The following is a 12,425-nucleotide window of genomic DNA, read 5'->3' as shown; positions in this document are numbered from 1 at the left end:
GCTTTTCAACGTTTTAAAGATTCTTTAAAAATACATTATAACGTCCTGAGAGGGATTCGAACCCCCGACCGACGGCTTAGAAGGCCGTTGCTCTATCCAGCTGAGCTATCAGGACAAATGGCACTGTTTTTTCAACAGCCAAATACCATTTTATGTTTAAATCGCTTGTTTGTCAATGGTTTTCTTTAAGTTATTGCATTTTTTCTTTTTCGGGTGTCTTTTGACCTAGTTATGCTTCGTTAATGGGAAGGTTTGGGTTAGGTCTGTTAGTTCGTTGTCGTCCCGGTCCATGAATCGAACTTGAATGCCTTCTGGTGTTGAATCGATAAGAGCGTATGTTTTGACACGGATGCGTCCTCTTGGTAAGGAAATGCTTCCTGGGTTTAAAATGATGGTGTCGTCTAGCATGTCTACTCCTAATTCATGCGAATGACCAAAAAAGGCAAAATCTGCGTTTAGTTCACGTGCACGATATCGTAAATTCATGAGTGTCATTTTGATGTTATAGAGATGTCCGTGTGTGGTGAAAATGCGGTAGCCGTCTACTTCTCCCACCCAATCATTTGGAAAACCGCCACCAAAGTCACAGTTGCCTCGAACAGTATGAAATCCCTGAATCGCAGGATCGTCAGCTTCTAATTCAGAATCCCCACAATGGATCATCGCATCGACTGTATTTTCGTATTTTTCTTTAAGATGGATTAAGCAGTCACGTTCTGAGTGGCTGTCGCTAACTACTAATAATTTCATTTTGTTTCCTCCCCCGTGATACTGTTACTTATTTTCTCACTTTTTGGTTACTTTTTCTACTACTTCTGCTAAATCTTTTTCTAGTTGTTTAATGGCATTAGCACGGTGGCTGATTTCGTTCTTTTTCTCTGCTGGAATTTCTGCCATTGTAAGACCGAATTCTGGTAAGAAAAATAGTGGATCATAACCGAAACCATTTGTTCCACACAATTGTTCTGCAATAACGCCCTCTACTTCACCGGTATAAAAAGATGTTTTCTCAGAAGGTGTGGCTACAGCAAGTGTACAGTGGAAACGAGCCGTTCTTTTGTCCGGTTCAACACCTTCTAAGTTTTTAAGTAGTTTTTCGTTATTTTTGGCATCATCGTGCGCGACACCTGCATAACGTGCGGAATAGACGCCAGGAGCTCCGTCAAGCGCGTCTACGATTAAACCAGAATCATCAGCAATGACGGTTTGATTTAACACGCTAGCGACCGTTTCTGCTTTAAGAGCGGCATTTTCGGCAAAGGTTGTTCCAGTTTCTTCTATTTCACCAATTTCTGGAAAATCAGCAAGGGTTGCTACTTCGATATTAAATTTCGCAAAGATTTTTTCGAATTCTTTTGCTTTTCCTTTGTTTGCGGTGGCGATAATAATTTTACTCATTTCTTATTCTCCTTTAATCCGCGCTGTGACTTTGTCTCCGAGTGTTTCTTTTTGGATTTCGATTAGTTCGCTAATTCCTTTTTTACCTAGGGCAATTAGTTCAGCCAGTTCTGTTTCCGAGAATGTAGCTTCTTCGCCAGTTCCTTGAAGTTCTACAAAAGCGCCGCTACCAGTCATGATAATATTCATGTCAACTTGCGCTGCACTGTCTTCTACGTAGTTAAGGTCAAGTACGGTGCCGCCTTCTTCTAAAACGCCTACGCTTGTTGCTGCTAGGAAATCTTTGACTGGGAATTTAGCAAATGGTACTGCTTCGTCTAGTTTGGCAATTGCCATAACCATGGCGATGAATGCGCCAGTAATAGAAGCTGTACGAGTACCTCCATCTGCTTGGATAACGTCGCAATCGAGCCAAATCGTTCTTTCACCAAGGGCATCTAAATCAACAACAGCACGGAGCGCACGTCCGATTAAACGCTGAATTTCCATTGTTCTGCCAGTAACTTTACCTTTTGAAGATTCACGGATATTTCGGGTGTTTGTTGCTCGTGGTAACATCGAGTATTCTGCAGAAATCCAGCCGCGGCCTTCTCCTCGCATAAATGGTGGCACTTTTGTTTCTACACTTGCAGAACAGATAACTTTTGTATTTCCTGATGCAATTAGCACAGAACCTTCTGGATGCATTAAATAATCTGGTGTTACTTCAATATTTCGTAATGCATTACTTTCTCTTCCATCAACTCTCATTATTGGCACCTCTTATTTTCCTAATTTAATATGTTCTACAGTCATATCTGGCATATTTAACCAGTCTTTTGCAATATCTTTAAAAATTTGTGTCGAGCCCGTAGTGAAAAAGCGGTGCTCAATTTCTTCGTCTGTAGAATCTAATAAATTATGGTAATCCAGTAACGCGCTAACTTCACTAGCAGTTTCTTCTCCGGAGTTAATAACAGCAACGCCGTCTCCCATAAAATTCTCAATAATTGGTTTTAAAAGTGGATAATGTGTACAACCCAAAATCACCGTATCAATCTTGGTACTTTTCAGTGGTAAGAGAGATTCGGCTACTACTTTTTTAGCAATGGCGCTTTTGTATTCCCCTGATTCTACGACAGATACAAATTTGGGACACGCGAGCGAATCTACTTCTACTCGGCGGTTAAGTCCTTTGAGCGCGGTTGGATAAGCCATACTTTCTACTGTTCCAAGTGTGCCTAATACGCCAATTTTGTTGTTTCTTGTTGCCTTGAGTGCTGCTCTTGAACCTGGTTGGATAACACCAATTACTGGAATATCCAATTTTTCACGAATATCATATAATGCTGCTGCTGTTGCTGTATTACATGCAATAACGAGCATTTTGATGCCACGGTCTACGAGAAAATTAGTCATTTCCCAAGTAAACTTAGCTACTTCTTCTTTGTCGCGTGGTCCATAAGGGCAACGTGCGGTATCACCTAAATAATATACTTGTTCATGGGGTAGCTGTTTTAGCACTTCTCGCACTACTGTCAAACCGCCTACTCCCGAATCAATAAAGCCAATAGCTTGTTTCACAGTCTCGCCTCAATTTCTTTATTAATTTCCAATTTTTTTATCTATACCTTCCATTTTCTTATTTTTTCGGTTTTTTCGCAAGTCTTTTTTGAGAAAAAAGGTTTTTTATGGAAATTTATTTATTGTGCTTTCCATTTTAGGGTGATTTTGGTTATAATGGTGTATGAAAGTGGGGTATCCGAAATGACAGAAAATGAACAGAATAAAAACGAGGAAAAAGCTCTCGTTCCAAGTTTTGGTTTAGATTTACTACGAGATTATTTAATTCCTGAACTACTTGGAGATGAAGCACCTCACATTATGTACTGGGCAGGAAAAGACTTGGCGCGCAAATTTCCACTAGCGTCTCTAGAAGAAGTAGCTGAATTTTTTGAGGAAGCCTCTTGGGGTAGTTTTAGCATTTTGAAAGAAAAGAAAGATGAAATGCGTTTACTTTTAGAAGGTGAAATGGTAGCTGCTCGTTTCCGTACACAAGAAGAACCTACGTTTAAACTAGAAGCTGGTTTTATTGCGGAACAAATGCAGTCACAGAAAAAACTGTATACGGAGAGCTATGATGAAATTGATAAACGTAAAAAACAAGTAACGATTATTGTTAAATGGGATCGTAAAGAAACGATTGATAACGAAGAGCGTTACTAAAAATAATAAGCTTGTCGCAACAAAGGGAAGATTCACTTTGTTGCGGCAAGCCTATTTTTATTTATCGAGTTCAAATTGGTCATGTAATACTTGGGCTGCTTCGACCATTTTACGTGCTGGTACAACTGTGGAAACTTTGATTTCGGATGTGCTAATCATTTTGATAGGAATATTGTTTTCTGTTAAAGCTTCAAACATTTGCGCGGCTACACCCGGATTACTTACCATTCCTGAGCCAACGATAGATACTTTCGCTAATTCTTGCTCGGACTCTAGTTTTTCGATTTGAAGTAATTCTTTGCTTTCTTCTAAAACTGCTAGTGTGGCTAACAGTGCGCTTGTTTTGATAGTGAAGGATAGATTACCGTGACCTAGTCCAGTGATTCCTTGAATAATAATATCTACATCAATATTATTTTCGGCTAATTTCGTAAAGACTTTAGACACACGCATCGCTTCTTTTTGTTTCCAGTGGATAGTGACACGGGTGATTTGGTCTTCAAAAGCAATTCCACGGACTACTTTAGTGTTTTCCATTGTTAAATCCTCCTCAATCATTGTTCCTGCTACTTGTTCGTGGCTCGCTCTAACTTCAAGCGGAATTCGGAAATTTTTTGCATATTCAACGGAGCGCGGATGTAAGACACCGGCGCCGAGATTGGCTAATTCTAGCATTTCATCATAGGTGATTTGTTCTAACTTTTGGGCTTTTTTGACATAACGTGGATCTGTTGTAAATACGCCAACTACATCCGTGCAAATCGCGCATTTTTCTGCGTTTAAAGCAGAGGCAATGGCAACGGCGGTTGTGTCTGATCCACCTCGACCTAATGTCGTAATTTCGCCGTCTGTTGTGAAACCTTGGAACCCTGCAACAACAACGATTTGTCCTGCGTCTAGCGCTTCTTCTATTCGCGCACTATCAATATCGGCAATTCTCGCATTACTATGTACGGCTTCTGTTTCAATTCCCGCCTGCCATCCAGTATAGGAAATAGCATCGTGCCCTTTTTCTTTTAATGTCATCGCAAGTAGCGCAATCGTAATTTGTTCTCCAGTGGAAAGAAGCATATCCATTTCGCGTTTATCTGGTGCCTCGCTAATTTCTTCTGCCATCGCGACTAATTTGTCGGTTGATTTCCCCATTGCGGAAACGACGACGATGACTTTATTTCCTTGCTTTTTCTCATAAATGGCTTGATCCGCTGTTTTCCCGATTTTATCAACGGTGCTCACAGACGTTCCACCAAATTTTAATACGACTAGTCCCAATCTCGTTCCCCCCTGCCTTGTTAGTTCTTTTTTTATCAATGTTTATATTTTAGCGCATTTATGTGTTGAAGGGAAGTTTATTATATATAAAAGCTATTTTATCTAACGTGTTAGTTCATAGAAGTAATAATTTTTTGCGCAATAAAACGCCAATAACATCAAAGTCATTGGCGTTTTATTATTGTGTGAAAAATCATTTTTGCTCGGTATTTTTTGCTTTTTCATTAAATGCGGTAATGTGTTTGTGCACTTCTTCAGCTACATTTAACGGGACACCGGCTTCTTTTATTTCTTCCACTGATGCTTCTTTTAATTTTTTCATCGAGCCGAAGTGTTTAAGCAATTTTTTCTTGCGACCTGGGCCTACGCCTGGGATGCCGTCAAGAATGGATTGGAAGCCTGTTTTGCTGCGTAGTTGGCGGTGGAATGTGATAGCGAAACGGTGGACTTCATCTTGCATGCGTTGTAATAGGTAGAATTCTTGGCTGTTTCGTTCGAGTGGGACGATTTCAAGTGGATCGCCGAATAATAGTTGACTCGTTCGGTGCTTGTCGTCTTTTGCAAGTCCGGCTACAGGAATGTCTAAGCCTAGCTCATTCGTTAGGACATCTTTGGCACTATCAATTTGCCCTTTACCACCATCAATTAAGATTAAATCAGGCATTGGTAGCCCTTCTTTAAGCACTCGCCAGTAACGTCGACGGATAACTTCACGCATCGTCGCGTAATCATCTGGGCCTTCTACGGTTTTGATTTTGTATTTGCGGTAATCGTTTTTACTTGGTTTGCCGTCAAGGAATGTCACCATTGCGGAAACTGGGTCTGTACCATGAATATTCGAGTTATCAAAGGCTTCGACGCGTGACGGTGTTGGGATTCCCATTGCTTCTCCAAGTCGTTCTACTGCCCCGACTGTGCGTTCTTCATTGCGCTCAAGTAACATGAATTTTTCGTTTAGCGAGATTTTGGCATTTTTATAAGCAAGTTTTACGAGATCTTTTTTGTTGCCGCGTTGTGGGACGATAATTTTTGTGTCAGGAACAACGGCTTGAACGGCTTCGCTATCGACATCATCTGGTAGATATATTTCTTTGGGCGGAATATGGTTGGCTTTTTGATAAAATTGACCAATAAAAGTGAGAAAATCTTCGTCCGCATCATTATAAAATGGAAATTGGGAAACGTCGCGCTCAATCAGTTTCCCTTGGCGAATGAAGAATACTTGGACGCACATCCAGCCTTTATCAATCGCGTAACCGAAGACATCGCGGTCAACGAAATCATTCATCGTCATTTTTTGTTTTTCCATCGTTGTTTCGATTGCGTTAATTTGGTCGCGGAACTCACCAGCTTTTTCGAATTCCATATTTTCTGCGGCTTCTTGCATTTTTTTCATTAAATCATTTTTGACGGTTTTATAGCCACCGTTTAAGAATGCCACAATTTCGTCTTGCATTTCTTTATACTTACTTGCTTCCACGTCAAATACACACGGGGCAAGGCATTGTCCGAGGTGATAGTACAAACACACTTTATTTGGTAGCGTACTGCATTTACGAAGTGGGTACAGTCGGTCTAAGATGCGCTTCACTTCATTTGCAGCATACACATTTGGATATGGGCCGAAATATTTCCCTTTATCTTTCTTTACTTGGCGGGTAATAATCAGTCGTGGATGTCGTTCGTTCGTGATTTTAATAAACGGATAAGTTTTATCATCTTTTAGGCGAATATTAAAACGTGGATCATGTTTTTTAATTAAATTAATTTCTAGTAGTAAGGCTTCTACGTTGGATGATGTTACGATATATTCAAAGTCCACAATTTCTTGAACTAAGCGTTGCGTTTTACTATCGTGTGTTCCTGAAAAATAGGATCGAACACGATTTTTTAAAATTTTTGCTTTCCCAACGTAAATTATTGTTCCTTGTCTATCTTTCATCAAATAACAACCAGGTTGGTCCGGCAGAAGCGCTAGTTTATTTTGGATATGTTCAGAAGACATTTTATCAACTCCAGTTACACATTTAAAAAGAAGCTTAGAATGTTTGTTCTAAGCTTCTTTCATTTTAGCATAATTTTAAACGTATTTGTTGATGACTTCATCCAGTTCTTCTTTTGGACGGTAGCCGATAATTGTTTCTACTACTTCGCCGTCTTTTTTGATAAGAAGTGTTGGAATACTCATTACACCAAAGCTTCCTGGTGTTTCTGGGTTTTCATCTACGTCCATTTTGACGATTTTAAGTGCTTCGCCGCGTTCTTCTTGTATTTCTTCTAAAACTGGAGCCACCATGCGGCAAGGACCACACCATGTTGCCCAGAAATCTGTTAATACTAAGCCTTCGCTAGTTTCTTTCTCGAATGTTGCATCTGTAATTTCTTTTACCATGATTTAATTCACTCCTTATGACTTTCGTACACACAGTATAGCATTTACACCCTATTTGGAGCTATATTTTTGCTCAGTTGTTTACTTAAACTCAACAATCGTTACGCCGTTTCCGCCTTCTGCTGCTGCGCCGAAACGGATTGATTTGACCATGCGATGGTTTTTCAGATATTCTGTGACCCCGGTTCTCAGAGCGCCCGTTCCTTTACCATGAATAATAGCTACTTGTGGATACCCTGCGAGCAGTGCTTCATCCAGATATTTGTCGACTTTTTGTAGCGCGTCTTCATATCGTTCGCCTCGTAAATCGAGTTCGCTTTTAGCTGGAGAACCACTACTATGAACGGATGTAATGATACGTTGTTTTTTTGGTTTTTCTGGTTGAATGTATTCTAAGTCGGCAGTTTTGATTTTCATTTTGATGATGCCGATTTGGACGTTCCATTCTTTATCGCTAATTTTGTTTAAAAGTGTGCCTTTTTGGCCAAGTGAGAGGACGCGAACATTGTCTCCTTCTTGGAATACGTGTGGCTTTTGTTTTGGCGCTTGTGGAATGGTTTTGTTGATTGTTTTTGGTTTAGCATTCCCAAGTCTTGTTTTGGCATCGATAAGTTCGTGTTCTTTGATGCCTGCTGCTCCATTTAATTGCATGGTGCGCAATTCGTGGATGATTTCTTCTGCCTCGGCTTCGGCTTTTTCCACAATAGTTGCTGCTTTTTCACTCGCTTGTTCGATTAATTTATCTTTTTGTTGATAGTAATTGCTGATTTCTTTTTGTAAATCTTTTAAAAGGCTATCGGCCCCGCGAGCTAATTCACGTGCTTCCTCATACTCGGTTTCCGCTAAGTTCCGTTTCTCTTCTAGGCTGGAAATCATATCATTTAAATCGGCACTTTCGGTATCGACAAGGCTTCTTGCTTCGGTGATAATATTTTCGCTTAGTCCTAAGCGGCGTGAAATATCAAAAGCGTTACTTCGACCTGGTACACCGATTAATAATTTATACGTTGGGCTAAGTGTTTCGACATTGAACTCAACAGAAGCATTGGTTGCATGAACGCGATTATACCCATATGCTTTTAGTTCCGGATAATGGGTCGTTGCAACAACACTTGCGCCTTTTGCATGGCTTGCATCAAGAATGGCGATTGCTAAAGCCGCACCTTCTTGTGGGTCTGTTCCCGCTCCGAGTTCATCGTACAAAATAAGCGATTTCTGATTAACATTTTCCAAAATGGAAACAATATTCGTCATGTGAGACGAGAACGTACTTAAACTTTGTTCGATGGATTGTTCGTCACCAATATCGGCAAATACATGCTCAAAAACAGCGATAGTAGAATCTTCTTGCGCTGGGATTTGAAGTCCAGATTGTGCCATGAGTGTTAGTAATCCCAATGTTTTCAAAGTAATTGTTTTACCACCTGTATTTGGACCAGTGATAACGATGGTAGTGAAATCTTCGCCTAAATAAATATCGTTCGCTACAACTTTCGCAGCGTCTAAAAGCGGATGGCGTGCGGCAATTAAATGGACGACACCAGCATCACTCAAATGCGGCGTTACAGCTTTCATCGCTTTTCCGAAACGTGCTTTAGCGAAAATAAAATCAAAGCGCCCTAGGATGAAAGTATTATGATGAATTTCATTAATCCAAGCAGCTAGTGAAGCAGAAATTTCAGCAAGAATGCGCTCTATTTCTTGTTTTTCCTTTGCTTGAAGTGCTTTTCGTTCGTTGTTTAAATCCACTACACTTTGTGGCTCAATGAAAAGCGTTTGACCGGAAGCGGACTGGTCATGAACAATACCGCCATAATGACCTTTATATTCTTGCTTCACTGGGATAACATAACGATCATTTCGAATTGTAATAACCGCATCGCTTAGCATTTTAGAGGCGTTACGATCGCGCAAATAAGATTCTAGTTTTTCACGTACGCGGTCTTCGGTGCGGCGGAGTGTTCGGCGAATCGTGCTAAGTGCTTCACTCGCAGTATCTAACACTTTCCCGCTTTCATCTACTGAAATCGCAATATCTTCTTCTACTTCTTTTAGTACTAAAAGTTCATCGGAAAGCGCGCCAAGTAATGGTATTTCTACACCTATTTCCAGTAAATCGTTCATAAAATTCTTCATTTGACGGCTCACACGCAAGTTACTACCAATTTGATAGATTTCAAGGCCGTTTAAATCGCCACCAATCTCTAGCCGTTTCAAATGTGCAAAAACATCTGTTAGACCAGTAATTGGCGCACTTCCCCGTAAACGAATAATTTTAGCCCCTTCTTCTGTTTCAAGTTGCGTTTTTTGAACTACTTGAAAATCAGTTGCTGGCGCGAGTTCCAAAATCGCTTGCTCCCCTAGTGACGAAGAAGCAAATTCGGTGAGTTGTTTTTTTATTTTATCAAATTCTAAAATGGCTTCTACTTTTTTTTCCATTAGTCATCCTTCTTTTTAAAAGTTATTTATTCTGTATAAATTGTTTGAATTCAGCTGCTGTTTTCGTATTCAAAATGGCCGATTTGTCGAGCCAAGCTTTTGTGGCAGCTCGAACGCCAATAGACATGAAATCAAGGTGTTTCGTGTCGTGCGCATCTGTGTTAATCGCAATCGGTACCCCGGCAGCATGTGCCATTTCTAAATGCTCACGGTTTAAATCAAGACGTTGCGGATTGGCATTTAATTCTAGGGCAGTTCCTGTATTTTTCGCTAACTGGATTAGTTCTTTCATATTAACATGATATGGCTTTCTTTTCACGACAATTCTACCTGTCGGATGCGCAATCAAACGAACATATGGATTTTCGCAGGCCGTTTTTAATCGCTTCATAATTTCTTCTTCTGATTGTTGGAAACTGGAATGGATGGATGCGATAACAAAATCCAACTGTTTCAAAGTCTCATCATCAAAATCAAGCGACCCATCTGCTAGAATATCCATTTCAACGCCGGAATAAACATCAATTTCCGGATAATTAGCTGCTATTTTTTTAATTTCTGCTTGCTGCTCCAATAATCTTTTTTCATCCAGACCATTAGCTACTCGCAAAAATTTCCCGTGATCTGTAATAACCATGTATTCATATCCTTTTGCGATACATGCTTCAATCATTTCTGGAATCGCGTAAGCTCCGTCCGACCAAGTTGTATGCATGTGCAAGTCCCCGCGAATATCGCTTAATTCAAGGAATTTTGTATCTTTCGTCACGCGCTCAATTTCTGTACCATCTCGGCGAACTTCAGGTGGGAGAAACGGAATTTTAAAATGCTCGAAAAATGCTTTTTCCGATTCAAAGTGACGAACACTTCCATCTTCTTGCTCGACTCCATACTCACTTATTTTTTCATTGGATTGTTTAGCTAATTGGCGCATTTTGATATTGTGATCTTTAGAACCCGTAAAATGGTGTAGCGTCGTTGCGAAAGCTTTCTTTTCTACTAAGCGGAAATCCACGGAAATGGTGATATTATCTTCTAACACAGCCGATACTTTTGTTTCACCAGCTCCAATAACATCCGTAATTAATGGAAATGCCAGTAATGCTTTTTGTACTTCTTCTGGTTTTTCCGTCGCAATAACATAATCTAAATCTTTCACCGTTTCTCGCAATCTACGTAGACTTCCAGCTTGAGCAAAAGTTTCGATTGGAGCAATATCCGCAAGATAAGCTTCTACTTTTTGAATAATTGGTAAGACATCATTTAACGGATATCTATCAGGACGCTCACCCATTTCGCGCACTGCTTCTGCCATTTTTTCAGCAGACTTTTTACCAAAACCTTTCAATGCTTCGATATGACCATTTTCTGCTTCTTGGAGTAGTGTGTCTTTATCCACCACACCAAGCTCATGATAAAGGCGCGATAATTTCTTACCACCAAGCCCAGGCACATCTAAAAGTGGAACGAGACCTGCTGGGACTTCTTTTTTTAGTTCCTCCAGTTCAGGACATTCCCCGCTATCTAAATAACGTTGAATAATTTCACCCGTTGTTTTTCCAATACCACTAATCTTCGTGAAATCCTCTATTTCGGAAAGACTTCTACTATCTAATTCAATTGCTTGCGCAGCTTTGCGGAAAGCAGATATTTTAAAGCTATTTTCTCCTTTTAATTCCATATAAATGGCAATTTCTTCGAGTAAACGAATAATCTCTTTTTTATTAGTAGCCATCTTTAATCCCTCCCTGTAAAGTCATTAAAAAATACCAGAGAAATCCTATCCAAAATTGGCTAAGAGTATACATCTGGTATCGAATGTTTCTTTTATTTTGGCAGAATGTCTGTCATCCAGTCATAAAATTGTTCGGATAAAATCGGCGTGTTTTCCAGCATCCACTGGGCAACCGTTGAACTATCAATAAGGTTTTCAGACCAATTCGCCGGATAAATTGCCATGATGAACAGTACGACAAAAATAAGTAAGTAAGACTTAATAACACCAAAAACAGCAGCTAATAATCCGTTAATTTGGCGTAAGACTGGTATTTTAGTCAAACCGCCAACTAAGGAAGCGAGCATATGCACAACAATGATAGCGACGATAAAAATAATCGCAAATCCGAGTACGTTATAATAAGCTGTTTCTGTTCGTAATTCCTGTAAAATAATAGATAATCCATCTGAAGTATCACTACCTGGATAAGGTATAAAAGTTAAGTGTGGCGCTAAATCTTCGTAATACGTATACGAGATAAAAAATGCCAATATATAACCTAAAAATAAGATAAGTTGTTTGATAAGGCCCGTTCTAAATCCTGCGAAAAAGCCACAAACAAGTAAAATTAAAATAATCGCATTTAAAATCATTAATCTCTTCCTTTGATTCGAGCCAGTTCTTGTTCCAACTCTAGATATTTTTGTTCTAGTTTTAGATAATCGTGCATTGCATTAACAGCTGTCAGTACAGCGAGCCTGCCACTATCTAGTGCATGATTTTGGGAGCCGATTTCGTGCATTTTTTCATCGACCTCGCGAGCTACTTTACGTAAGTGGTCTGTTGTCTCTACGCCAACAATTGTATATTCTCTACCGTAAATTGTTGTCACTACTTTATTTCTCTCATTTGCCACGTATATTCCTCCTCGCCCAAATTCATTTAGGCCGCTACTTGTCATAATCTTATCACGAAAAAGCAGGAAAGAAAAGACTCAACCAC

The 12,425-nt window shown here is 39.8% G+C and carries 12 protein-coding genes and 1 tRNA gene; 1 reads left to right on the top strand and 12 read right to left on the bottom strand.

All coding sequences use genetic code 11. From position 1 onward, the window contains the following. Positions 1 to 41 precede the first annotated feature (41 nt). The 5 genes from AB2Q86_RS06255 to racE form a co-directional block, all read right to left on the bottom strand. Positions 42 to 115: transfer RNA gene (locus AB2Q86_RS06255), tRNA-Arg, on the bottom strand. Between the two features lie 110 nt (positions 116 to 225). Further along, complete coding sequence (locus AB2Q86_RS06250; protein WP_003726034.1) at positions 226 to 750, bottom strand: metallophosphoesterase; 525 nt, start codon at positions 748 to 750, stop codon at positions 226 to 228. A gap of 36 nt (positions 751 to 786) precedes the next feature. Further along, entirely contained in the window at positions 787 to 1,398 is a 612-nt protein-coding gene (locus tag AB2Q86_RS06245; protein ID WP_012581486.1) for an XTP/dITP diphosphatase, read from the bottom strand. Between the two features lie 3 nt (positions 1,399 to 1,401). Further along, positions 1,402 to 2,148, bottom strand: coding sequence for a ribonuclease PH (gene rph, locus AB2Q86_RS06240; RefSeq protein WP_003726032.1), 747 nt, complete (start codon positions 2,146 to 2,148; stop codon positions 1,402 to 1,404). A gap of 12 nt (positions 2,149 to 2,160) precedes the next feature. Further along, positions 2,161 to 2,961 carry a glutamate racemase gene (gene racE / locus AB2Q86_RS06235; protein ID WP_012581487.1) on the bottom strand — a complete coding sequence of 267 codons (801 nt, stop codon included), beginning with the start codon at positions 2,959 to 2,961 and terminating at the stop codon, positions 2,161 to 2,163. A gap of 147 nt (positions 2,962 to 3,108) precedes the next feature. Here racE and AB2Q86_RS06230 point away from each other — a divergent pair, with 147 nt between their 5' ends. After that, positions 3,109 to 3,603 carry a YslB family protein gene (locus AB2Q86_RS06230; RefSeq protein WP_014598970.1) on the top strand — a complete coding sequence of 165 codons (495 nt, stop codon included), beginning with the start codon at positions 3,109 to 3,111 and terminating at the stop codon, positions 3,601 to 3,603. Positions 3,604 to 3,660: 57 nt separating this feature from the next. On the opposite strand, the gene AB2Q86_RS06225 is transcribed toward AB2Q86_RS06230, so the two are convergent. The 7 genes from AB2Q86_RS06225 to zapA form a co-directional block, all read right to left on the bottom strand. After that, entirely contained in the window at positions 3,661 to 4,875 is a 1,215-nt protein-coding gene (locus tag AB2Q86_RS06225; RefSeq protein ID WP_003729709.1) for an aspartate kinase, read from the bottom strand. A 193-nt stretch (positions 4,876 to 5,068) separates the two neighbouring features. Then, positions 5,069 to 6,880 (bottom strand): excinuclease ABC subunit UvrC, encoded by a 1,812-nt coding sequence (gene uvrC / locus AB2Q86_RS06220; protein ID WP_012581489.1) that lies wholly within the window; start codon positions 6,878 to 6,880, stop codon positions 5,069 to 5,071. 75 nt (positions 6,881 to 6,955) lie between these two features. Next, positions 6,956 to 7,267 (bottom strand): thioredoxin, encoded by a 312-nt coding sequence (gene trxA / locus AB2Q86_RS06215; protein ID WP_012581490.1) that lies wholly within the window; start codon positions 7,265 to 7,267, stop codon positions 6,956 to 6,958. Between the two features lie 81 nt (positions 7,268 to 7,348). Beyond that, on the bottom strand, positions 7,349 to 9,706 hold the full coding sequence (locus tag AB2Q86_RS06210; protein WP_012581491.1) for an endonuclease MutS2: 2,358 nt from the start codon (positions 9,704 to 9,706) through the stop codon (positions 7,349 to 7,351). Positions 9,707 to 9,728: 22 nt separating this feature from the next. Beyond that, on the bottom strand, positions 9,729 to 11,441 hold the full coding sequence (gene polX, locus AB2Q86_RS06205) for a DNA polymerase/3'-5' exonuclease PolX (protein WP_012581492.1): 1,713 nt from the start codon (positions 11,439 to 11,441) through the stop codon (positions 9,729 to 9,731). Between the two features lie 92 nt (positions 11,442 to 11,533). Continuing rightward, positions 11,534 to 12,076, bottom strand: a complete 543-nt coding sequence (locus AB2Q86_RS06200) for a CvpA family protein (protein WP_003729712.1) — start codon at positions 12,074 to 12,076, stop codon at positions 11,534 to 11,536. Then, positions 12,076 to 12,339: a cell division protein ZapA gene (gene zapA / locus AB2Q86_RS06195; RefSeq protein WP_012581493.1), complete on the bottom strand. Its 264-nt coding sequence runs from the start codon at positions 12,337 to 12,339 to the stop codon at positions 12,076 to 12,078. The genes AB2Q86_RS06200 and zapA overlap by 1 nt, the downstream gene beginning before the upstream one ends. Positions 12,340 to 12,425: the final 86 nt, after the last annotated feature.

Source organism: Listeria monocytogenes, from assembly GCF_041765605.1.
Classification (GTDB): Bacteria; Bacillota; Bacilli; order Lactobacillales; family Listeriaceae; genus Listeria; species Listeria monocytogenes_D.
The sequence above is the reverse complement of the archived record's forward strand: the minus strand, read 5'-3'. Positions and strand labels throughout refer to the sequence as shown.